We start from the raw sequence: 21478 nt of genomic DNA on the forward strand, positions 1-21478 counted from the left end.
CGCATGATCGCCGCCAAAATCAGGGAGCACGCCGTGGCCAAATCGCAATACAGTTTCAAGACCGCCGTCGAACTGTCGAAGGCGCTGCGCAACAAGCAGGTCTCGGCGGTCGAACTCGCGGAAGACGCGATCGGCCGCATCGAGCGCCATGACGGCAAGGTCAACGCGGTCTGCGTGCGCGATTTCGAGCGCGGCCTCGCCGCCACCCGCGCCGCCGATGCCGCGATCGCGCATGGCGAGCACAGGCCGCTGCTCGGCATCCCCATGACGGTGAAGGAATCCTACAACGTCGCCGGCTTGCCGACGACCTGGGGCTTCCTGCCGCACAAGGACTTCGTCGCGACCGAGGACGCACTGTCGATTCAGCGGGTGAAGGACGCCGGTGGCGTCATCCTCGGCAAGACCAACGTGCCGGTCGGACTCGCCGACTGGCAGAGCTACAACGAGATCTACGGCACCACCAACAATCCCTACGACCTCGGCCGCACGCCGGGCGGCTCGTCCGGCGGATCGTCGGCGGCGCTCGCCGCGGGCTACGGCGCGCTGTCGCTCGGCTCCGACATTGGCGGCTCGCTCCGCGTGCCGGCGTTTCATTGCGGCGTCTATGCGCACAAGCCGACCTTCGCGCTGCTCCCGTCGCGCGGCCACACCGCGCCGCCGGCACCCCCCATCATCTATGAGCGCGATCTTGCGGTAACCGGCCCGATGGCGCGCGGCGCGGCCGACCTGTCGCTGCTGTTCGACGTGATGGCGGTTCCCGATCCGCTCGATGCCGGCAAGGCCTATCGCCTCGACCTCCCGGCCGCGCGCCACGCCGGCCTGAAGGATTTCCGCATCCTCGTCATCGATACCGATCCGGTGTTGCCGACCGACAAGGCAGTTCGCGGCAGCATCGACAAGCTCGCGAGCCATCTCGACAAGGCCGGCGCGAAGATATCGCGTTCGAGCCCGCTGCTGCCGGATTTCGCGGCGTCCTCGCGGCTCTATATGCGGATGCTGCTGTCGTTCCTCGCCGCGACCTTCCCGCCGGAGGTCTATGCCGGCGCCTGCGCGGCGGCGGCCGCGCTGCCCGCCGGCGACACCAGCCTGCAGGCCGAGCGGCTGCGCGGCATCGCGCTCAGCCATCGCGACTGGGTGCAGGCGACGGTCGCCCGCTCGCGGCTGCGCGCAATGGCGCGAGCTGTTCAAATCGTTCGACGCGGTGATCTGCCCGATCATGCCAACGCCGGCCTATCCGCACGATCATGCGCCCGACCAGGAGCAGCGGCGGATTTTGATCGACGGTGTGCCGCACGTCTACACCGACCAGCTCGCCTGGCCCGGCATCGCGACCCTGCCCGGCCTGCCTTCGACCGCGATTCCGACCGGCTTTGCGCCCGACGGATTGCCGGTCGGCGTGCAGATCGTCGGCCCCTGGCTCGAGGACCGCACCCCGCTCAAGCTCGCCGAGCTGATCGAGCGCGAGTTCGGCGGCTTCGTGCCGCCGAAGATGTTTGATGATTGATGAGCGGTCATTGCAGAACGACGAAGGGCACCTAACTCTATCGCCGTTACCCCCGCGCAACGGCTTCGCCGTTGTCGCTGGAGGTGCGCGGGCTTGCACGCGTCTCGAAGGGTCGACGGCCCGACTGTGGGCCGTGCATCCTTCGAGGCTCGCGAGAGTTCGCACCTCAGGATGACGGGGCAAGGAGCGCCGCTACTGCGCTCGCGCAGCAATGACGACAACAACAACCGGAAGGAACAATGAGCAAGGACCTCGAGGAGCTGACAAAACTCAACAAGGACTACGTCGACTCCGTTCAGAACTGCGACGTCAAGCGCTTCGACGAGATCCTGGCGCAGGACTTCTACTGCACCAATCCCGACAAGAGCCTGGTCGACCGCGCCGCCTTCCTGCAGCAGACGGCAATCCCGGTGAAGATCAAGGGCCTGAAGGCCGAGGACGTCAAAATCCGCATCCTCGGCGATTTCGCCATCATCCACGCCCAGACCAGCTACACCAACGCGGACGGCGAGCCGGCACACGGCCGCTACACCGATTGCTGGGCGCGGCAGAACGGCAAATGGCTCGCCGTATCCGCGCACGTCGCGCGGTAGCTTGAAGCGTCATTGCCGGGCTTGACCCGGCAATCCATCGCCTTCGAAAGATTCATTTACGGAGGGATGCCCGGGTCAAGCCCGGGCATGACGCGTGGCGCGGAATCAGCTGTCGAACATGATCACGCTACGCAGCGTCTTGCCGGCTTTCATGTTGGCAAAGCCCTCGTTGATCTCGGAGAGCTTCAGCTTGGCCGAGATCCAGTCCTCCAGATGCAGCTTGCCGCGCATGTAGAAGTCGACGAGGCGCGGCATGTCGACACGGAAGTGGTTGGAGCCCATCGACGAGCCCTGGATGCGGCGCTCGCGCAGGAAGTCGAAGCCGTGCAGCTCGATCTTCTGGCCGAACGGGATCATACCAACGATGGTCGCGGTGCCGCCCGCCGCCAGCATGGCGAAAGCCTGCTCGGCGGTGTCCTTGCGGCCGAGCACCTCGAAGGAATGCTGTACGCCGCCGCCGGTGAGCTCGCGCACCTGCTGGACCACGTCGCCGCGGGCCGGATCGACGATATCGGTGGCCCCGAGCTTGGTCGCAAGCTGCAGCTTGGCCGGATTGGTGTCGATCGCGATGATGCGGCCGGCGCCGGCGATCTGCGCACCGTTGATCGCGGCCATGCCGACGCCGCCGCAGCCGATCACAGCCACCGTCTCGCCGGCGGTCACCTTCGCGGTGTTCACCACCGCGCCATAACCGGTGATGACGCCGCAGCCGATCAGCGCGGCGAGATCGAGCGGCATCTCCTTCTTGATCTTCACGATGGCGTTCTCGTGCACCAGCATCTGCTCGGCGAACGACGACAGATTGAGGAACTGGTTGAGCTTCTCCTTCCTGCCCCACGACAGGCGGTTGGAGGCGCCGGGCAGCATCTTCACCGTGGTGTCGGTGCACAGCACGGTGCGGCCGGTGGTGCAATTGTCGCAGGTCCCGCAGAACACCGAGAGGCAGGTGACGACGTGATCGCCGGGCTTCACGTAATTGACGTCGGAGCCGACCTTCTCGACCACGCCGGCCGATTCATGCCCAAGCACCGCCGGCAGCGGATGCGGATACAGGCCTTCCATGAAGTGCAAGTCGGAATGACACAGGCCCGCGACCGCGGTGCGGATCAGGACCTCGCGCGGCCCCGGATTGGGCACGCTGACATCCTCGATCACCAGCGGCTGATTGACTTCATGCAGAACGGCGGCCTTCATCGGGGTCTCCCTTGACGTTCTTGTTTGTTTGAAAAGTTCGCTCGCGCGCAGCCTACGCTGCGTCAAGCAATTCGCCAACCTCGGCCATGCCGACGGCGCGATCGTCGAGCAGGTGCTCGGTCATCCTGCGCTGAACGGTATTTTCCGCAAGCCGGAACGGATCGCCCGGCATCACACGGTGATCGACCACCATCCGCGACAGCAACAGCCGGCGCGCATCGCCGCGCATCTCGTGGATGCGTCCGCCCTCCCGTGCCAGCGCGACGGCACTTGCGACATGGTAGAGCAAGCTGGTGGCGCGTCGCGCGTCGCCCTCATTGTCGACGCGGCTCGCCACCTCGCGCGCAAACGCGACCGCACGATCGCTGAGGTCGCGCAGCCGGTTGCGCCAGGCCTGCGGCACATTCGGGCTATCATCGAGCCGCGCATGCAGATCGGCGGCGAGCGCATTGTCGGCGCCATGGCGGCCGACCGCGCGCTTCAGCGCATCGATCGCGACGATGTTGCCGGTGCCCTCCCAGATCGAGCCGAGATGCGCGTCGCGCAGCAGCCGCGGCGTGACGAATTCCTCAATGTAGCCGATGCCGCCGCGCATCTCCATCGCATCGCCGCAGACTTTTCGGGCGTCGCGGGTGGCACGGAATTTCAGCGTCGGCGTCAGGATGCGCAGCAGCGCCGCGGCGTCCTGGCTGCCGGCCTCGGCGCGGTCGAGCGCGTCAGCTGTCAAAAAGCTCATCGACAGCGCCTGCTCGGTCGGCAGCATGATCTTCATCAGTTGGCGCCGCGCCAGCGGCAGGTCGATGATGCGCTGGCCGAACACCACGCGGCCCTTCGCCACGGTGATCGCGTCGTGCCAGGCGCGCCGCATCAGCGCAGTCGATTTCACGCCGTTGGAGAGCCGCGACGAGTTCACCATCTCGGCCATCTGCACGAAGCCGCGGTCGAGCTTGCCGACGGCGTACGCGATCGCGCCGTCGAGCTTGATCTCGCCCGAAGCCATCGAGCGGGTGCCGAGCTTGTCCTTCAAGCGCACGATCCGGTAATGGTTCTGCGAGCCGTCGTCGAGGAAGCGCGGCATCAGGAACAGGCCGACGCCGCGGGTGCCCGGCCCGGCGCCTTCCGGCCGCGCCAGCAGCATCACTACCTTGGCATCGGCGTTGGAGCAGAACCACTTCTCGCCATAGAGCCGCCAGTGATCGCCCTCCTGCACGGCGCGCGTGGTCAGCGTGCCGACATCGGAGCCGCCCTCCTTCTCGGTCATGAACTGGCCGCCCTGCGTCAGTCTGCTCATGTCGGTCTGGGTCAGGCCGTCGAGATATTTCGCCTTCAACGCCTCGCTGCCAAAATTCGCCAGCAGCTTTGCACACCCGTCGGTGACGTTGATCGGGCAGCCCATGCCGAATTCGGTCTGGTTGAACAGGAAGGTGAAGGCGTGCTTGGCCACCACAGGATATTTGTCGGGCCAGCCCATGATGCCCTTGCGGAGCGACAGCGCATGAATGCCGAACTCGCCGAACGCAGCCTTCTCGATCTCGCGATAGGCCGGATGATATTCGATGTGCTGCACGTCGCGGCCGAACTTGTCGCGCTGATGCAGCACCGGCGTATGCCGGTCGGCAAGCCGCGCGCATTCGTCGAGATAACCTCCGGCCAACCCGCCGAGGCGATCGAGATGCGGCTCGATATGGCGGAACAATGCGTCGGGCAGATGCAGCTTCAGAAGGTCGGTCAGCGCCGGATCGGCCCGGTAGAAATTCATTCCCGTCGTGTCTGGCGCCAGCAGCCCCGGCTGGTTGGTGGCGGCAGACGTTTTCGGATCCTGCTTGTGCGGCTGCATTGAATTCCCGGCATCTAGGCTCATTTGTTTGGGCACGACTATCCTCCTCCGGCCGAGCAAAGGAAAGCCCAATGGATATTCCAAAATACAAGATCGCCCTGATCGTCGGTGCCGGCGCGGGCCTCAGCGCCTCGTTGACGCGGCTATTTTCGCGAGAGGGAATTCGCGTGGCGCTGGGCGCCCGCAGCATCGAGAAACTCGGCGCGCTCTGCACCGAAACCGGCGCGCGCGCCTATGCCTGCGATACCACCAAGGCCGAGGATGTCGAACGGCTTTTTGGTCTGGTCGAGCGCGAGATCGGAACACCTGATCTCGTGGTCTATAACGCCTCCGGCCGCTCGCGCGGCCCCTTCGTTGAACTCGTCCCCTCAGAGGTCGAGCAGGCGATCGCGGTCTCGGCATTCGGCGGCTTCCTGGTGGCACAGGAGGCGGCGAAGCGCATGCTGCCCAACAAGAAGGGCGCGATCCTGTTCACCGGCGCCTCCGCCAGCGTGAAGGGCTATGCGCAGTCGGCGCCGTTCGCGATGGGCAAGTTCGCGCTGCGCGGCCTCGCGCAGAGCATGGCACGCGAATTGTCGCCGCAGGGCATCCACGTCGCGCATTTCGTGATCGACGGCGGCATCCGCAGCGCCGCCCGCACCGAGCCCGCCGACCGGCCAGACTCGATGCTCGATCCCGACGCGATCGCACTGAGCTACTGGAACGTGCTGCAACAGCCGCGCAGCGCCTGGACCTGGGAGCTGGAATTGCGGCCCTGGGTTGAGAAGTTTTGAGATGACGTAGATCATGTAAGCGGCGTAGGCTGGACGCAGACCGCCGCTACATTCATCATTGCGAGAAGCGAAGCGACGAAGCAATCCATTCGTCCACTTGTAGCGGCATGGATTGCTTCGCGGAGTCTGTCATCCGGCGGAGCTGCGCGCCGACCGGGTGGCTCGCAATGACGGATGGAACTGGGGAAGGAAAACATGTCGAACGAAATCAAGATCGAGACCGGCACCGACGAACTGCTCTGCGTGATCCGCGATCGCGTCGCCGTCATCACGCTGAACCGCCCGGACGCCCGCAACTCGCTGTCGGACACGCTGACGCCGGCGCTGCGCACGATGATCCGGACCTGCGGCGAGAACCCCGAGGTCGGCGTGCTGCTCGTCACCGGCGCCGGCAAGGCGTTCTGCGCCGGCGGCAACGTCAAGGGCATGGGCGCGCATCGCGACAAGAAGAAGCTCGAAATGTCCTACGAGGACAAGGTCGCGGATTTGCAGGAGCGTCAGCGCCTGCTCACCGGCGCGCTCGCCTCGGTGCGCAAGCCGACCATTGCCGCCCTTCCCGGCCCCGCGGTCGGCGCCGGCCTTGCGATCGCGATGGCCTGCGACATCCGGATCGCCGCACAATCCGCTTTCATCTCGACCGGTTACTTGCGCGTGGCGCTGAGCGGCGATTACGGCATGGCCTGGCTGTTGACGCGGCTGGTCGGCACCTCGCGCGCCCGCGAATTAATGTTCACCTCGGAGAAGGTCGACGCCGCAAGATGCGAGCAGATCGGCCTCGTCAACCGCGTGGTACCGGACGAGACGCTGCAGGACGAAGCGTTCGCGCTGGCGAAGTCGATCGCCGAGGGCCCGACGCTGGCGCTGCGCTACATGAAGGACAATCTCGACGAGGCGCTGCAGTTCGACTTCGCCACCGCGCGCGACCACGAGGCCGAGCGGCTGATCCGCCTCACCACGACGGCCGATCACAAGGAGGCGGTGCAGGCCTTCATCGAGAAGCGCAAGCCGGTGTTTCGGGGGAGCTGATCCCAGTTCGGTGTCCCGTCATTGCCGGGCTTGACCCGGCAATCCATCGCAAAGGAAGGAATGCCCTTGTCTGATCGATGCGCGGGTCAAGCCCACGCATGACGAGCGGAAATCGCGGCAAAGGCAGGGGCTGAAGAAAAGGGCCCGGTTCTGGAGGGGCCAGAACCGGGCCAGTCAGTCAAACCGCAAGCGAGGACATCGCGGCCAAGCGGGAAGTGGCGGCAAGCCGCCAGCTGGCACAGGGAATGTCTTGCGGCTCGACGTGGATCTCTTTCACGAAGCGCACCAGCTTCCAGTCGCCGGGGCTCTGGGTGAAGGCGTAGCCCGACTTGCGGGCGAGGCCGATCATCGTCGCATTGGAACGCAGCGTGTCGCCGAAGATGCGCTCGGCTCCGAACGACGCCGCGCGGCATTCGAGATTCTTGAGCAGCGCCTTGCCGATCCCGTGGCCCTGCCACCGGTCATCGATCGACAGGCCGAACTCGACGCTCGAATGATCGGCATGGAAGGCGTAGCGGGCTTCGCCGACGATGGTCTCAAAGCCATCGACCAGCATCGTCGCGACCACCGTGAACCGGTCAGCCTCGCCGACATGGATGAAACGCTCGAGCTCCGTCTTCGGCAGCTCGCTCAACGCGCCCAGGAAGCGATTGTAGCGGGATCCCGCGGAGAGCGAGCGGATGTAGCTCTGCAGCTCCTCGCGGTCGCGCGGCTCGACGAAGCGCACCTTGACCTCGCTGCCGTTCTTGGCGCGCAGCACATCAGAGTATTGCTTGAGATCGTCGAGATGCAGCGCAAGCATGACACCCTCCTCGGGTGAAGAAATTGGCCGGCGCCCCTCATCGAGGCGGCGCCAGCGATGGCGTCCTTCTCAGGCCCGCCAGAACGGCTTCTCGGTTTCGAAAACGATGTCGCTGCGGGACATGCCGATGTCGTGCAGGTCGCGCTCGGTCCACTGTGACAGCTCACGGCGGCGCTCGTAACGCTCCCACCAGACGTGAAGGGTCTCGCCGACCTGGTTCAGCAGCCCCGATGCGTGATGATTTGGCGTATGATGATTTATCATCGATTCGTGGGTGAAAATGGACATCTGCGGCTCCTATCGGTAACCCATTCACGGTAATATCGGGCCAATTCGGTCCACTCACAAACGACACTTTGTACCGTTTCGCATGAATTAAAGTCATGCATTTGGAGACACGCCGGAGATGACTAGCCGCCTGCCTTCGCTGAATGGCCTGAGGGCGTTCGAGGCCGCCGCGCGGCACATGAGCTTCACGCTGGCGGCGTCCGAACTGAACGTGACGCAGACCGCGATCAGCCATCAGATCCGGCGGCTCGAGGAGGAGCTCGGCGTCCGCCTGTTCGTCCGCCAGAACCGCTCCCTGAGCCTGACGCCGGAGGCTACAGAATACCTTCCCGGCGTCCGCGCCGCCTTCAACGACCTCAGGCTCGCCACCGACCGCCTGCTGCGCCGGGACGATGATCACGTGCTGACCGTCTCGACGCTGGCATCGCTTGCCGCCAAATGGCTGCTGCCCAGGCTGTCGGCTTTCCAGGAGGCGCATTCCGGCATCGACGTTCGCATCACCACCTCGACCAGCCTGGTCGACTTCCAGCGCGACAAGGTCGACGCGGCGATCCGCTATGGCCGCGGCCAATGGGCCGGCCTGCGCGCCGACTGGTTGATGGCGGATGAGCTGTTTCCGGTGTGCAGCCCGTCGCTGCTGCAGGGAACCAAGCCGCTGAAATGCCCTGAGGACCTCAGGGATCACACGCTCCTGCACACCAGCAACGCCAACAGCGATGACTGGCGGCTGTGGCTGACCGCGGCGGGATTGCCGACGGATATTTCCAAGCAGCCCGGCGTCACCTTCGACCTGCTGTTCGTGACGATCCAGGCCGCGATCGACGGCATCGGCATCGCGATGGGCCGCACCTCCTATGTGCAGGACGACATCGCCAAGGGCCGCCTCGTGGTTCCCTTCAAGATTGCGCTGCCGGCAGACGCCGGCTTCTACCTGGTTTCGCCGCAGGGACGCGCCGATACGCCGAAGCTCTCCGCGTTCCGGAGCTGGCTCGGCACTACGGCGCACGCCGCGCCTTGATGCGGCGCACGCGACGGCCGGAGCTTCGGTCCTGATTGAACCAGGGCTGAGGTCCTAGATCGTTGTTTTGACGCGCTTTCTTCCCACGATCCGGCATCCCGTTCGCTCGAGACGCTCCCTGCGATTTCCACCTACGGCTTTTTTCCCATAGCCCCCGCGAGATTTCGGGTTGGTCGCGCCGGACAGGTGTGCCAAATTGCCGCACATGGCAGCTAACTGCTTCGGCCGGCGAGACAATTTGCGTCGGCCGTTTCGTCACGGGGAGGAAAGGGCGTTATGTCGCAGTCGAGTTCATCGCAAGTCCCGCAGATCAAATCGCGTCTTGGCGCCATCCTGCGCGCGACCAGCGGCAATTTCCTCGAGCAGTTCGACTTCTTCCTGTTCGGCTTCTATGCCCAGGCGATTGCGAAGGCCTTCTTCCCCTCCGAGAACGAGACCGCGGCGCTGCTCAACGCGTTCGGCGTGTTCTGGCTCGGCGCCTTGATGCGCCCGGTCGGCGCCGTCGTGCTCGGGGCCTATATCGACCGCATCGGCCGCCGCAAGGGCCTGATCGTGACGTTGTCGATCATGGCTATCGGCACCGTGGTGATCGCGCTCTGCCCGAGCTATGCGACCATCGGCATTGCTGCGCCGATCATCGTGCTGATCGCGCGCCTGCTGCAGGGCTTCTCCGCCGGCGTCGAGCTCGGCGGCGTCTCGGTCTATCTCGCGGAGATCGCCACGCCCGGCAATCGGGGCTTCTACACCTCGTTCCAGTCGGCGAGCCAGCAGGTCGCGATCTTCGTCGCCTCGATCCTCGGCTTCGTCCTCAGCGAGAGCATGCCGGCCGCGACCGTTGCCTCCTGGGGCTGGCGCATCCCGTTCTTCGTCGGCTGCCTGATCATCCCGGTGATCTTCTTCCTGCGCCGGACGCTGGAGGAGACCCCGGCGTTCCTCGCGATGAAGAAGCATCCGACCGCGAGCGAGGTGTTCGCCTCGGCGATCGCGAACTGGCGCATCGTCGTCCTCGGCATGATGATCGCGGTGCTGACCACCACCACCTTCTACTTCGTCACCGTCTACACGCCGACCTTCGGCAAGACCGTGCTGAAGCTCTCGACCCAGGATGCGCTGCTGGTGACGCTGCTGGTTGCGGTGACCAACTTCATCTGGAATCCGGTCGGCGGCGCGGTGTCCGACCGGCTCGGCCGCAAGCCGGTGCTGCTGGCGATCGCCGGCCTGTCCCTCATCACGGCCTATCCGGCGCTGCACTGGCTGGTGACCAATCCGTCGTTCGGCAAGATGCTGGCGGTCGAGATGATGTTCTCGTTCTATTTCGGCGTCTACAGCGGCACCATGCTGGGCTGCCTGGTCGAGATCGTGCCGGCGCATGTCCGCACCACCTGCTTCTCGCTGGCCTTTGCACTGGCGGCCGGGCTGTTCGGCACCTTCACGCCGTTCGCCTCGACTTGGCTGATCCAGCAGACCGGCGACAAGGCTTCGCCCGGCTACTGGCTGATGTGCGCCGCAGCGCTCGGCATCGTCGCCGCGCTGATCGTCTATCGCGGCGGCCAGACCATCGAGCAGCGCGAGACGGTTGCGGCCTGATATTCCACTTCGCGGCCGGGCGGGCTCGCTGGGCATGACTTCTTACGGAAAATCGCGACACGCTTTTCCGGATCATGCTCATGCGCCCGGCCGTGTTGCTTTCCATGCCAACAACGATAACAAGAACGCATGGTTGATCTGACGCGCAGGTTCGACGTCCTGGTGATCGGCGGCGGCAACGCCGCGCTGTGCGCTGCGATCAGCGCACGGCGCGCCGGCGCCTCCGTGCTGGTGCTGGAAGGCGCCCCGAAATTCTATCGCGGCGGCAACACCCGCCACACCCGCAACATGCGCTGCGCCCATGACGCGGCGACCGAGATCCTCACCGGCCCCTACACCGAGGAGGAATTCTGGAACGATTTGCTGCTGGTGACCGGCGGCCAGACCGATGAGGAACTGGCCCGCTTCATGATCCACGAGTCCAAGGACATCCTGAACTGGATCGTCGAACAGGGCGTGCGCTGGCAGCCCTCGCTCGGCGGCACGCTGAGCCTTGGCCGCACCAACTCGTTCTTCCTCGGCGGCGGCCGCGCGATGCTCAACGCGCTCTATCGTACCGCCGAGGAGCTCGGCGTCGACATCCTATACGATGCCGAGGTCATCGACCTCACGATCGAGGACGGCATGTTCCTTTCGGCGCAGCTGAAGCAGCCGGTCGGCGGCAAGACCGAAGTCCGTGCCTCGACCCTGGTCGCGGCCGCCGGCGGCTTCGAGGCCAACATCGAATGGCTGAAGGAGTCCTGGGGCGATGCGGCCGACAATTTCCTGATCCGCGGCACGCCCTATAATCGCGGCGCGATTCTCAAGATGCTGCTCGCCAAGGGCGTGCAGGAGATCGGCGATCCGACGCAATGCCATGCGGTGGCGATCGACGCGCGCGCGCCGAAATTCGACGGCGGCATCATCACGCGCCACGACTCGGTCGTGTTCGGTATTGTCGTCAACAAGCACGCCGAACGCTTCTACGACGAGGGCGAGGACATCTGGCCGAAGCGCTATGCGATCTGGGGCCGCCTGGTCGCGGCGCAGCCGGACCAGATCGCCTACATCATCTTCGACTCGGCCGTGGTGACGAGCTTCATGCCGACGCTGTTTCCGCCGATTGCGGGCGCGACGATTGCCGAGCTCGCCGGCAAGCTCGAGCTCGACGCGGCCGCGCTGAAAAAGACCATCACCGAGTTCAACGCCGCAGTGCAGCCCGGCACCTTCGACCACACCATCCTCGATGACTGCGCTACCCAAGGCATCACGCCGCCGAAGACGCATTGGGCGCGCCGGATCGAGACGCCGCCTTATCTCGCCTATCCGGTGCGGCCTGGCATCACCTTCACCTATCTCGGCACCCGCGTGAACCGCGAGGCGCGGATGCTGATGAAGGACGGCAAGCCGTCCGCCAACATGTTCGCCGCCGGCGAGATCATGGCCGGCAACGTGCTCGGCAAGGGCTATGCCGCCGGCATCGGCATGACCATCGGCAGCGTGTTCGGCCGCGTCGCCGGCCGGGAAGCAGCCAAGAATGCGCGGAACTGAAGGCGGGACTGACACGATGCACGGGACGAGGATCTTGCAGGAAGCCGACCGCCTGATGACGGTGTGCAATTCCTGCCGCTATTGCGAGGGCCTGTGCGCGGTGTTTCCCGCGATGGAGATGCGCCGCGCCTTCTCCGACGGCGATCTCAACTACCTCGCCAACCTCTGCCATAGCTGTGGCGCCTGCTACACCGACTGCCAGTTCTCGCCGCCGCACGAATTCAACGTCAATGTACCGAAGACGCTCGCGGTCGCGCGCGCCGAATCCTATGCGGTCTATGCCTGGCCGCGCGCCTTTGCCGGCGCGTTCGCGCGCAACGGCCTCGTCATCAGCCTGATCGCAGCGCTCAGCGTCGCTGCCTTCATCTTCGGCTTCGCCGCGGTCAATGATCGCGGCGTGCTCACCGGCATCCACACCGGTCCCGGCGCGTTCTATAAATTGATGCCGCACAATGCGATGGCGCTGCTGTTCGGCGCCGCCCTGCTCTACGCGATCCTGGCGCTGGCGATGGGCGTGCGCGCGTTCTGGCGCGACATCGGCGAGCCGGTCGGCATGACGACGGATGCGAAAGCGCTGTTGCAGGCGGTCCGCGACGCCGGCGAGCTGCGCTATCTCGACGGCGGCGGCGTCGGCTGCTTCAACGAGGACGACCAGCCGACCGATCGCCGCAAGCTGTATCATCACTTCACCTTCTATGGCTTCGCGCTGTGCTTCGCCGCGACCTGCGTCGGCACGCTGTATCATTACCTCCTGGCGCGCGAGGCGCCCTATGCGTGGTGGGACCTGCCCGTCGTGCTCGGCACGCTCGGCGGCATCGGGCTCGTGGTCGGCCCGCTCGGGCTCCTGTCGGAGAAATGGAAGCGCGACCGCGTGCTGGTCGACGAGCAGCGTATGGGCATGGACATCGCGTTCATCCTGATGCTGTTCCTGACCAGCATCACCGGCCTCGCCTTGCTGCTGTGGCGCGAGACCGCCGCAATGGGCCCGCTGCTGGCGCTGCATCTCGGCGTGGTGTTCGCGCTGTTCATCACCATGCCCTACGGAAAATTCGTGCACGGCATCTACCGCTTCGTCGCGCTGGTGCGCTATGCGCGGGAACGGCAGATGATGACGGAATGAATGGCGGTGGGTTAGCGCAGCGTAGCCCGGCTTGCGAACTCATCCTGCATCGGGCTTTGTCGCCAGAGCGCAGAACCACTCATTTGTCTCGACCAGCCGAGCCTGCGAGAAGCCGGCTGCTGCCAGCTTTTCCGCCACCCCTTCCTGGGGCTGTCCGGAGTAGCGCGTAAAGCCGAGCGCGATCCTGCCGCTCGGCTTCATCACGCGCCGGACCTCCCGTAGCCCGGCGTCGGCGTCCGGCCAGACTTGCATCGAGTTGATCGCCAGCACCTCGTCGAAGCTATCCGCATCGAATGGCATCCGCTCCACGGAGCCAAGCCGAAGCTCGACACGACTATCCTCGATCGCGGCCGCGTTCCGGGCGCGAGCTTGCCCGAGCATCTCCTGCGACGGATCGATGCCCGCGACGCGTCCCGCCGGCACCAATGTCGACAGCCGTTGAATGACGACGCCGGGACCAAACCCGATCTCGAGCACGCTGTCATCAGGTCGGACGTCGAGGCGATCTGCGACCCACGCGCCGCAATCGGCATTGGTGCGCGCCATGATCACGCCGCCGAGCCTACCCAGGAGACCCCGAGGACGGCCAAACGCCCGCAAGAGGATGCTTCGCACGACGCTCACCGATTGCCATCTCCGGTGAACAGGATTTCGGGATGGTCGCGGCTACAAATCCACCACCACGTAGTCGCTCTCCACCGCGACCTTGATGGTCTCGGCGACATACGGCCCTTTCACCACATTGGTGCCCGGCTCGACGCTGACCGGATAGGCGCGCACGCGGAAGCGGCGCGGGTCGCAATAGGACTGGCCGGTGCGGATGTCGAACTCCCAGCCGTGCCAGGGGCAGCGCAGGATCTCGCCGAGCTTGGTGTATTCGATCTCGCCGGGGTCGGACGATGAGGCGAGCCCGATCAGCGGCCCCTCGCACAGCGCCGCGCCCTGATGCGGGCAGCGGTTCAGCAGGCCGAAGAACTCGCCCTCGACGTTGAAGACGGCGATCGGCCGTCCGTCGATCTCGAGGAATTTTCGCGAACCCGGCGGCAGCTCGTCCACCGAGGCGATCACATGCCGCGCCATCAGTTGTTCTCACGCATGATCTGATTCGAAAAACCGGTTCCCACTTTTTCGGATCATGCGATACCGTACAGCTGCTTGGCGTTGCCGAGATAGAACGCCTGGCGATTGGCATCGCTGACGCCGGCCGGCAGCACGCGCGACGGCTCGTCGTAATCCCAATGCGGGTAATCGGTCGCGAACAACAGTCTGTCCCAGCCGATCCACTCGATGGTCTGGAACAGATGGTCGCGGCTCTCCGGATCCTCCATCGGCTGCGTCGTCCACCAGATGTGGTCGCGGATGTATTCCGACGGCTTGCGCTTCAGATGCGGCACCTCGGCATGCAGCCGCGAAAACACCTTGTCGAGCCGCCAGGCCAGCGACGGCGCCCAGCCGAACCCGGCCTCGACCATCACCATCTTCAATTTCGGGAAGCGCTCGAACACGCCCTCGAGCACGAGGCTGGCCAGCGCGGTCTGCTGGCACTGCGAATGCCCGACCATCTCCTCGATATAGTAGCTCGGCCAGCCCGATGCGGTGATCGGGTTGCCGCCGAAGCCGAAAGCGTGCACGCCGATCGGAAGACCGGCGTCCTGCGCCGCCTGATAGATCGGCCAGTAGCGGCGCTGGCCGAGCGGCTCGACATTGCGGCTGAGCAGCAGCACCTGGACGAAATTCTTGTCGCCTGCGCGCTTGCGGATTTCGGCGGCGGCCGACACGCCGTCCTCGTTGGCGACGACAACGGAACCCTTCAGCCGCGAGTCCTTGCTGGTCCACTTCTCGATCTGCCAGTCGTTGATGGCCGAGCAGATCGCGCCGGCGAGATCCTGGTTGCGGATGCCCTGCCCGGTGTTGAGTGGGTTGAGCACGCCGAGCGCGACATTGTTGGGATCGAGGTGCTGCTTCTGCATGAAGGATAGCGACGAGCCCTGCGGGCCGCCTTCCGGCGGATAGGCATCGCGGCGCGACGCATTCGGCTGCGCCTTCGGATAGGGCGGGCCTTCCATCATGCCCTGATAGGCATGGACGCCGAAGGTCTCGAGATGCGCATGCCAGCGCTTTTCGAGATAAGGATACAGTTCGTCCTTGGTGGCGCGGGCCGGATGGATGTCGCAGTCGGCGATCGCGGTCTTGACGCCGGTCGGCGATGCGGTTTCGGGACGCTCGCGAAGCTGGATGTTCATGGCGTCATCTCCTTCACCTTGAGCCGGCCATAGGTCGCATGCGGATTATCGATCATGATCTTGCGCACCAGATCCTGCGACAACCCCTGCGGCAGCACCTCGTCACCATCGAACTGCCAATGCGGATAGTCTGACGAGAATAGGATCAATTCGTCCGACTGCATATGGTCGAACAGGCGGTTCAGCGCGTCTCCGTCCGGCGGCGCATCGACCGGCTGCAGCGAGAAGCGGATGTTGCTGCGCACAATCTCCAGCGGCGCGCGGTCGACCCACGGGGTCTCCATGCGCACACCGCGCCAGAATTTGTGCAGCCGCCACAGGAATGGCGGCAGCCAGGTGAAGCCGGACTCCAGCATCACCATTTTCAGGTTCGGATGGCGCGCGAACACGCCCTCGACGATCAGGCTGGTGAGTTGGGTCTGGAACGCCTGCGCCTGCGCGACATAATCCTCGATGTGATAGGAGCCCCAGCCGACCGAGGTCGGCGGATTGTGATAGGCGCTGCCGGCATGGATGCCGACCGGCAGGCCGAGCCGTTCGGCCGCGGCGTAGATCGGCCAGTAGTGGCGCTTGCCGAGCGGCATGTCGCCCATCACCAGCATCAGCACCTGCACGAAGCGCTTGTCCTGCGCACAGCGCTCGATCTCGGCGACCGCCTTTTCGATGCTCTGCACCGGGATCACGATCGAGCCGCGCAGGCGATCGTCCTTGTCGAGCCATTCCTTGACCAGCCAGTCGTTCAGCGCGCGGCAGAACGCATCGGCCATGTCCTCGGAGAACACCATCTGCACGCCGTAGAGCGGATTGCAGATGCCGCAGGCCGTGCCGAACCTGTCGAGCGCCTGGCGCTGCATGTCCGCAAGGCTCGAGCCCGGCTTGCCTTGCGCGGGACGCCAGTCCGGCCGCGACGAGATCGGCGAATTGGTCGGATAGGATTGCGAGATCAGATCGGTCATGCCGCGCGTGGTCACCTGGTCGCGCCAGTAGTCGTTCATGTACGGCAGCAGGCTGGTGAGATGGGGTACGGCGGGATGCAGATCGCAATCCACGCCGCCCGCGATCGGCGACGTCATGCTGTTTCCTCCGCGCACGCTCTCACGACAAGCTTGTCGGGCGGCGCTTGGTTCTTGGCTCGCATTCAAGCAGGCCATGGCGCGGCCTGCAACTCGGCAAGGGCCTGCGTGCTGTGCTAGGAAGGCAGAACGCCCCACGGGATTTTCATGGCAAGCAACGAGAAAGAAGGCCGATGAACGCGCTCACATCCATCGCCGAACAGGTCGCCGCAAGACTGATTGCGAACAGGCAGACGATCGCGGTCGCGGAATCCTCGACCGGCGGACTGATCTCGGCATCGCTGCTCGCGGTTCCCGGCGCGTCGGCCTATTTCCTCGGCGGCGGCGTGATCTACACGCGCGACGCGCGGCGCGCGCTGATGGACATTCCCGACGACGCCATGCGCGGGCTCCGTTCGTCGTCGGAACCCTACGCGCAATTGCTGGCGCGGCAGATCCGCGAGCGCCTCGCAACCGATTGGGGATTGTCCGAGACCGGTGCCGCCGGTCCGACCGGCAACCGCTACGGCGATGCCGCCGGCCATAGCTGCATGGCGGTCGCAGGCCCCCGGCAGCAGGTGATCACGCTGGAGACCGCGAGCGGCGACCGGCAGGCGAACATGCAGGCTTTTGCGAAGGCAGCACTGGAGTTGCTGTTGAGGAATCTCTCGCAGTAAATTCCGCTGTCGTCCCGGGCAAGCGTAGCGCAGCCGCCAGCGTTAAAGAACACTGGGGCCACAGCGCTGTGCCGCAATGATCAGCGGTGGTTATGGGTCCCTGCTTTCGCAGGGACGAGGTGGGGAAAGAGCTCGCTCTGGGCTAAGCCTGCCCGCCAGACCTCACTTCTCGCGGAACGAGCGCATGAACTGATCGCTCATCGGCTTCATCAGATAGGACAGCATGGTGCGGTCGCCGGTCTGCACGAAGGCCTCCACCGGCATGCCCGGGATGATCTTCACCTCGCTGCCGAGGCGCGCGACTTCTTCCGGCGGCATCGAGACGCGGATGGTGTAATAGCTCTGCCCGGTGCGCTGGTCAGTGGTGACGTCGGCGGAGACGCGGGTGACGACGCCGTTCAGCTCCGGCGTGGTGCGCTGGTTGAATGCGGAGAGCCGCAGCACGGTTTTCTGTCCGACCTGCAGCTTGTCGATGTCCTGCGGATTGACCTTGGCCTCGACCGACAGATCGTCGGCCTTCGGCACGATCATCATGATGGCGTCGCCCGCCGTGATGACGCCGCCGACAGTGTGCACGGTCGACTGCAGCACCACGCCGTCCTGCGGCGCGCGAATATCGATGCGGCGGAGCTGGTCCTCGGCCGTCACCTTGCGCTCGACGAACTCGCCGATCTTGTCGTTGGTCTCGCGCAGGTCCTTCGAGACCTCCGACAACATGTCCTTGTCGACCTGGATGATCTGCAACTCGGTCTCGGTGATCTTGCCCTTGGCCTGCGCGCGCGAGGCGATGTACTGCGCGCGCTCGCCGGAGAGCCGCGCCGCGTCGCGCTCGAGCGTGGTCAGGCGGGTCAGCTGCACCAGATGTTGCTCATAGAGCTGGCGGACGCCGACCAGCTCCTGCTGCACCAGCGCGATCTCCTTGTCCTTGGCGCTCTCCTGCGCCTGCAGGCCGGAGATCTCCTCGTTGAGTTGGGTGACGCGCTCGCGCAGCTGCGCCTTCTGGCCGGTGCGACCGTTGACGCGGACCTCGAACAGCTTGGTTTCGCTCGCCATGATGTCGCGAACGTCCGAATCCTTGGCCTGTTCGAGGAGCTGCGGCGGGAAAGCGATCTTGTCGCGGCCCTGCTGCTCGGCCTCGAGCCGGGCCGCGCGCGCATAAAGACCGTTCAAGGTCTTGACCACGATCGCAAGGCTCGCCTTCACGACGGTCTCGTCGAGGCGCACGACGATGTCGCCCGCCTTGACCACGTCGCCGTCGCGCACCCGCACCTCGCCGACCACGCCGCCGGTCGGATGCTGCACCTTCTTAACGTTGGATTCGACCACCACCGAGCCCGGCGCAATCAGCGCGCCCGAGATCGGCACCGTCGCGGCCCAGCCGCCGACGCCCCCGCCGAGAATCAGAACCACCGCAAGGCCGACGATCAGATGCTTGCGGATCGAGCGATGTGCATTGCGCGGTTGATCGGTCATGACTTGGCGGCTCCCGCATCCGCGACGATCTTGATCGGCGTTGGCACCGGCGGCGCGGCACGCTGCAGCACCTGCGCAAGCACGGCCTCCTTCGGCCCGAAGGTCTGCATGCGGCCGTCCTTCAGCACCAGCAGATGGTCGACGCCCTCGATGCCGATCGGCCGGTGCGCAACCACGATGACGATCGCGCCGCGCTCGCGGGCCCCGCGCACCGCGCGGGTCAGCGCCTCGTCGCCTTCGCTGTCGAGATTGGAGTTCGGCTCATCCAGCACGATCAGGAACGGATTGCCGTACAGCGCACGCGCCAGCGCCACGCGTTGCGCCTGGCCGGCCGAGAGCGCAGTGCCCTGTTCGCCGACTTGGGTATCGTAGCCCTCGCGCATCTTGATGATCATCTCATGCACGCCGGCCTCCTTGGCCGCCGCGATGATGCCGTCCGACTTGGCATCGGGATCGAACCGGCAGATGTTCTGCGCGACCGTACCGGCGAACAGTTCGACGTCCTGCGGCAAATAGCCGACATGACGGCCGAGCTGGTCCGACGACCACTGGTCGAGCGCGGCGCCGTCGAGCCGCACCTTGCCCCGCGCCGGCAGCCAGACGCCGACCAGCGCGCGGATCAGCGATGACTTGCCTGAGCCGCTCGGGCCGATCACGCCGACGCCGCTGCCGGCCTCGACGGCGAAGGTGATGTCCTGCACGATGGCGCGCTGATCGCCCGGCGCGACCATGGTCACGGCCTCGACCGAAAGCTTCTTCTCCGGCGCCTGCAACAGCGTCTGCTCAGGGCGCGCCGGCATCTGCTGCAGCAGGCGGTTGAGCCGCTGCCAGCTCTGCCGCGCGGCGACGAAGCCCTTCCAATGCGCGATCGCGAGATCGACCGGCGCCAGTGCCCGCGCGCTCAGGATCGAGCCGGCGATGATGATGCCGCCGGTGGCCTCCTGATGGATCACGAGATAGGCACCGACCGCGAGCACGGCGGACTGCAGCATCATGCGCAGCACCTTGGCGACCGCACCGAGCCCGCCGGTGACGTCACTCGCACGCTGGTTGCCGGACAGGTATTCCTCGTTGGCCTCGTTCCAGCGCCGGTTCATGCGGCCGGCCATGCCCATCGCCACCAGCACTTCCGCATTGCGGCGGCTGGAGGCGGCAAGATCGTTGCGCCGCGCCGCGAGCGTCATCGCTTCCTTGGCCGGCGTGCGCGACAAGTATTCGGTGATCAGCGTCAGCGTCACCAGGATGATCGCGCCGACCAGCGCCGTGACGCCAAGCAGCCAATGGAACGCAAAGCAGATCACCATGTAGAACGGCAGCCAGGGCAGATCGAAGAAGGCGCCGGGACCCATGCTGCCGAGGAAGGAGCGCACATTGTCGAGGTCGCGCAGCGGCTGCAGGCCCTCGCTGCGATTGCCCGCCATCAGCGGCAGCCGCACGACGGTGTCGAACACCCGCGCGTTGAGCGCTTCGTCGAGCGAGGTGCCGACGCGGCCGAGGATCCGTCCACGCAGCAGGTCGAGCACGCCCTGGGCGATGTAGAGGACCGCGGCGATGACCACGAGGCCGACCAGGGTGGGAACGCTGCGGCTCGGCAGCACCCGGTCGTAGACTTGCAGCATGAACATCGAACCTGTCAGGTAGAGCAGGTTGATCATGCAACTGATAAGGCCGACGCCGATGAAGGCGCTGCGGCAAGCGCGCAGCGCCTCAGCCAGTTCGGAACGCCGGACAGCGGGCGCGGCTGCCATAAAAACTGATCTCTGCAAAACAAAAGAGTTACGTGATCGCCACGTTGTATAGACGTTTGCGACCACCGTCCATTTTAAGTCGCGCGAACCAAAGCATGGTTCGCGGCCCATTTTTGTGATCGCACCGACAGTTGACGGAATAAATTAGGGTTAACCGGCCGCGGAACCCTGGCCGCGCGCGGGCGCGCTTCCCGGAAACGGCACGAGAATGACCGACATCGAGACCCGGCCGATCTCGCCATCCACATCGAGCAAGACCCCGCTGCCGACGCCGAGCCCGGCCTCCGGTCGCCAGCGGGCCTCGGCGCGAACGCCGATCCACGCGCCCCGCGGCGGCCTGAACAGCTGCACCGCGAGGTTCGGATTGGGGTCGGCCACAGCGTTCTGGACCGGGCGCGCGATGCCGTGGGTCCAATCAGCCGGGCCGAGCACTCGCGCCAATGGGCCGACGTCCGCAATTACGGCGTGATGCAAGCGAAACCAGGCGACATCGCCCCCGGCACGGGCTTCCATCGCATCCATGAACCAGCTGCGGCCATGGACGGCACGCAGGTTGCGCAACGGAAATGCCGTAGGATCCACCGGATCGGCTGCGCTCCCGTAAAACCCCGGGACCTCGACGGCACGCTCGCGCGACAGCGTCACGCGCACCGTCGCGCAGGGTTGCTCCTCACCGGCCGGCCAGAGCGTGTTGTCGACGACGCTGACCCGGCCGCCCTCGGTCACCACGGTAACCTGCGTGCGCAGTTCCGCCATTGGCGTCGGCCGCAGGAACCAGGCCGCCGCCGAGATCGCGGTGCCCCAGTTGCGCGCGCCGGCCATGGCCTCGACCTCGCCGGTCAGCAGGCTTGCGACCGCCCCGCCCTGAAGGCCCGTGAACGGCCCGGCCGCCAGCGCCGCGGGCTTCCAGTGATGAGGCGTGGCGAGCGGTTCGAAGATGGCCAAGACGAATGATCCCATGAGATGAGCAGGATTTAGCGTACGGCCAATCTGATCCAAGAATAGCGGCCATG

19 protein-coding genes and 1 pseudogene are annotated in these 21478 nt (G+C 65.5%); 9 read left to right on the top strand and 11 right to left on the bottom strand.

Features of this window, described 5'->3' with window-relative positions:
- Window positions 1-33 precede the first annotated feature (33 nt).
- Window positions 34-1504, top strand: a pseudogene (locus E2I15_RS27120) (amidase).
- A 239-nt stretch (window positions 1505-1743) separates the two neighbouring features.
- Window positions 1744-2097, top strand: a complete 354-nt coding sequence (locus E2I15_RS27125) for a nuclear transport factor 2 family protein (RefSeq protein WP_137481029.1) — start codon at window positions 1744-1746, stop codon at window positions 2095-2097.
- Window positions 2098-2202: 105 nt separating this feature from the next.
- On the opposite strand, the gene E2I15_RS27130 is transcribed toward E2I15_RS27125, so the two are convergent.
- Complete coding sequence (locus E2I15_RS27130; RefSeq protein WP_018269116.1) at window positions 2203-3291, bottom strand: Zn-dependent alcohol dehydrogenase; 1089 nt, start codon at window positions 3289-3291, stop codon at window positions 2203-2205.
- Between the two features lie 52 nt (window positions 3292-3343).
- On the bottom strand, window positions 3344-5128 hold the full coding sequence (locus E2I15_RS27135) for an acyl-CoA dehydrogenase family protein (RefSeq protein WP_137481138.1): 1785 nt from the start codon (window positions 5126-5128) through the stop codon (window positions 3344-3346).
- A gap of 71 nt (window positions 5129-5199) precedes the next feature.
- Here E2I15_RS27135 and E2I15_RS27140 point away from each other — a divergent pair, with 71 nt between their 5' ends.
- Both E2I15_RS27140 and E2I15_RS27145 read left to right on the top strand, forming a co-directional pair.
- Window positions 5200-5901: an SDR family NAD(P)-dependent oxidoreductase gene (locus tag E2I15_RS27140; protein WP_038384830.1), complete on the top strand. Its 702-nt coding sequence runs from the start codon at window positions 5200-5202 to the stop codon at window positions 5899-5901.
- 195 nt (window positions 5902-6096) lie between these two features.
- Window positions 6097-6927, top strand: a complete 831-nt coding sequence (locus E2I15_RS27145) for an enoyl-CoA hydratase (protein WP_026191961.1) — start codon at window positions 6097-6099, stop codon at window positions 6925-6927.
- 178 nt (window positions 6928-7105) lie between these two features.
- On the opposite strand, the gene E2I15_RS27150 is transcribed toward E2I15_RS27145, so the two are convergent.
- Both E2I15_RS27150 and E2I15_RS27155 read right to left on the bottom strand, forming a co-directional pair.
- A complete protein-coding gene (locus E2I15_RS27150) occupies window positions 7106-7729 on the bottom strand; it encodes a GNAT family N-acetyltransferase (RefSeq protein ID WP_137481028.1) in 624 nt (207 codons plus the stop codon).
- Between the two features lie 69 nt (window positions 7730-7798).
- Window positions 7799-8017: a DUF1127 domain-containing protein gene (locus tag E2I15_RS27155; RefSeq protein ID WP_422109864.1), complete on the bottom strand. Its 219-nt coding sequence runs from the start codon at window positions 8015-8017 to the stop codon at window positions 7799-7801.
- Window positions 8018-8135: 118 nt separating this feature from the next.
- Here E2I15_RS27155 and E2I15_RS27160 point away from each other — a divergent pair, with 118 nt between their 5' ends.
- The 4 genes from E2I15_RS27160 to tcuB all read left to right on the top strand — a co-directional run bounded on the left by E2I15_RS27160 (window position 8136) and on the right by tcuB (window position 13272).
- Window positions 8136-9035, top strand: a complete 900-nt coding sequence (locus E2I15_RS27160) for a transcriptional regulator GcvA (protein WP_137481027.1) — start codon at window positions 8136-8138, stop codon at window positions 9033-9035.
- A 276-nt stretch (window positions 9036-9311) separates the two neighbouring features.
- Window positions 9312-10622, top strand: a complete 1311-nt coding sequence (locus E2I15_RS27165) for an MFS transporter (RefSeq protein WP_137481026.1) — start codon at window positions 9312-9314, stop codon at window positions 10620-10622.
- Between the two features lie 129 nt (window positions 10623-10751).
- Entirely contained in the window at window positions 10752-12152 is a 1401-nt protein-coding gene (tcuA, locus tag E2I15_RS27170; protein WP_170991655.1) for an FAD-dependent tricarballylate dehydrogenase TcuA, read from the top strand.
- 16 nt (window positions 12153-12168) lie between these two features.
- Window positions 12169-13272 (top strand): tricarballylate utilization 4Fe-4S protein TcuB, encoded by a 1104-nt coding sequence (tcuB, locus tag E2I15_RS27175; RefSeq protein WP_137481025.1) that lies wholly within the window; start codon window positions 12169-12171, stop codon window positions 13270-13272.
- 39 nt (window positions 13273-13311) lie between these two features.
- Here the strand turns inward: tcuB and E2I15_RS27180 are convergent, their stop codons facing one another.
- The 4 genes from E2I15_RS27180 to E2I15_RS27195 all read right to left on the bottom strand — a co-directional run bounded on the left by E2I15_RS27180 (window position 13312) and on the right by E2I15_RS27195 (window position 16588).
- Window positions 13312-13818, bottom strand: coding sequence for a class I SAM-dependent methyltransferase (locus E2I15_RS27180; protein ID WP_155262587.1), 507 nt, complete (start codon window positions 13816-13818; stop codon window positions 13312-13314).
- 120 nt (window positions 13819-13938) lie between these two features.
- Complete coding sequence (locus E2I15_RS27185; protein WP_137481023.1) at window positions 13939-14352, bottom strand: Rieske (2Fe-2S) protein; 414 nt, start codon at window positions 14350-14352, stop codon at window positions 13939-13941.
- A gap of 53 nt (window positions 14353-14405) precedes the next feature.
- Window positions 14406-15515, bottom strand: a complete 1110-nt coding sequence (locus E2I15_RS27190; protein ID WP_137481022.1) for an amidohydrolase family protein — start codon at window positions 15513-15515, stop codon at window positions 14406-14408.
- Window positions 15512-16588, bottom strand: a complete 1077-nt coding sequence (locus tag E2I15_RS27195; protein ID WP_137481021.1) for an amidohydrolase family protein — start codon at window positions 16586-16588, stop codon at window positions 15512-15514. The genes E2I15_RS27190 and E2I15_RS27195 overlap by 4 nt, the downstream gene beginning before the upstream one ends.
- Window positions 16589-16761: 173 nt before the next feature.
- Between E2I15_RS27195 and E2I15_RS27200 the strand changes: the two genes are divergently transcribed.
- Window positions 16762-17244: a CinA family protein gene (locus tag E2I15_RS27200; protein WP_137481020.1), complete on the top strand. Its 483-nt coding sequence runs from the start codon at window positions 16762-16764 to the stop codon at window positions 17242-17244.
- A 162-nt stretch (window positions 17245-17406) separates the two neighbouring features.
- Here the strand turns inward: E2I15_RS27200 and E2I15_RS27205 are convergent, their stop codons facing one another.
- From E2I15_RS27205 to E2I15_RS27215, 3 genes are all read right to left on the bottom strand, one after another.
- Window positions 17407-18717, bottom strand: a complete 1311-nt coding sequence (locus tag E2I15_RS27205) for an HlyD family type I secretion periplasmic adaptor subunit (protein WP_137481019.1) — start codon at window positions 18715-18717, stop codon at window positions 17407-17409.
- Window positions 18714-20465, bottom strand: coding sequence for a type I secretion system permease/ATPase (locus E2I15_RS27210; protein ID WP_137481018.1), 1752 nt, complete (start codon window positions 20463-20465; stop codon window positions 18714-18716). Before E2I15_RS27210 ends, E2I15_RS27205 begins: the two co-directional genes overlap by 4 nt.
- Window positions 20466-20615: 150 nt before the next feature.
- Window positions 20616-21410, bottom strand: a complete 795-nt coding sequence (locus E2I15_RS27215) for an acyl-CoA thioesterase domain-containing protein (RefSeq protein ID WP_137481017.1) — start codon at window positions 21408-21410, stop codon at window positions 20616-20618.
- Between the last annotated feature and the right edge of the window lie 68 nt (window positions 21411-21478).

The organism is Bradyrhizobium sp. BR2003 (assembly GCF_009720285.1).
Lineage (GTDB): Bacteria > Pseudomonadota > Alphaproteobacteria > Rhizobiales > Xanthobacteraceae > Bradyrhizobium > Bradyrhizobium elkanii.

Bases quoted from the DNA above. Each gene is read 5' to 3' on its own strand.
- E2I15_RS27125 (WP_137481029.1), top strand. From the start codon at position 1,744: ATGAGCAAGGACCTCGAGGAGCTGACAAAACTCAACAAGGACTACGTC.
- E2I15_RS27130 (WP_018269116.1), bottom strand. From the start codon at position 3,291: ATGAAGGCCGCCGTTCTGCATGAAGTCAATCAGCCGCTGGTGATCGAG.
- E2I15_RS27135 (WP_137481138.1), bottom strand. From the start codon at position 5,128: ATGCAGCCGCACAAGCAGGATCCGAAAACGTCTGCCGCCACCAACCAG.
- E2I15_RS27140 (WP_038384830.1), top strand. From the start codon at position 5,200: ATGGATATTCCAAAATACAAGATCGCCCTGATCGTCGGTGCCGGCGCG.
- E2I15_RS27145 (WP_026191961.1), top strand. From the start codon at position 6,097: ATGTCGAACGAAATCAAGATCGAGACCGGCACCGACGAACTGCTCTGC.
- E2I15_RS27150 (WP_137481028.1), bottom strand. From the start codon at position 7,729: ATGCTTGCGCTGCATCTCGACGATCTCAAGCAATACTCTGATGTGCTG.
- E2I15_RS27155 (WP_422109864.1), bottom strand. From the start codon at position 8,017: ATGTCCATTTTCACCCACGAATCGATGATAAATCATCATACGCCAAAT.
- E2I15_RS27160 (WP_137481027.1), top strand. From the start codon at position 8,136: ATGACTAGCCGCCTGCCTTCGCTGAATGGCCTGAGGGCGTTCGAGGCC.
- E2I15_RS27165 (WP_137481026.1), top strand. From the start codon at position 9,312: ATGTCGCAGTCGAGTTCATCGCAAGTCCCGCAGATCAAATCGCGTCTT.
- tcuA (WP_170991655.1), top strand. From the start codon at position 10,752: ATGGTTGATCTGACGCGCAGGTTCGACGTCCTGGTGATCGGCGGCGGC.
- tcuB (WP_137481025.1), top strand. From the start codon at position 12,169: ATGCACGGGACGAGGATCTTGCAGGAAGCCGACCGCCTGATGACGGTG.
- E2I15_RS27180 (WP_155262587.1), bottom strand. From the start codon at position 13,818: ATGGCGCGCACCAATGCCGATTGCGGCGCGTGGGTCGCAGATCGCCTC.
- E2I15_RS27185 (WP_137481023.1), bottom strand. From the start codon at position 14,352: ATGGCGCGGCATGTGATCGCCTCGGTGGACGAGCTGCCGCCGGGTTCG.
- E2I15_RS27190 (WP_137481022.1), bottom strand. From the start codon at position 15,515: ATGAACATCCAGCTTCGCGAGCGTCCCGAAACCGCATCGCCGACCGGC.
- E2I15_RS27195 (WP_137481021.1), bottom strand. From the start codon at position 16,588: ATGACGTCGCCGATCGCGGGCGGCGTGGATTGCGATCTGCATCCCGCC.
- E2I15_RS27200 (WP_137481020.1), top strand. From the start codon at position 16,762: ATGAACGCGCTCACATCCATCGCCGAACAGGTCGCCGCAAGACTGATT.
- E2I15_RS27205 (WP_137481019.1), bottom strand. From the start codon at position 18,717: ATGACCGATCAACCGCGCAATGCACATCGCTCGATCCGCAAGCATCTG.
- E2I15_RS27210 (WP_137481018.1), bottom strand. From the start codon at position 20,465: ATGGCAGCCGCGCCCGCTGTCCGGCGTTCCGAACTGGCTGAGGCGCTG.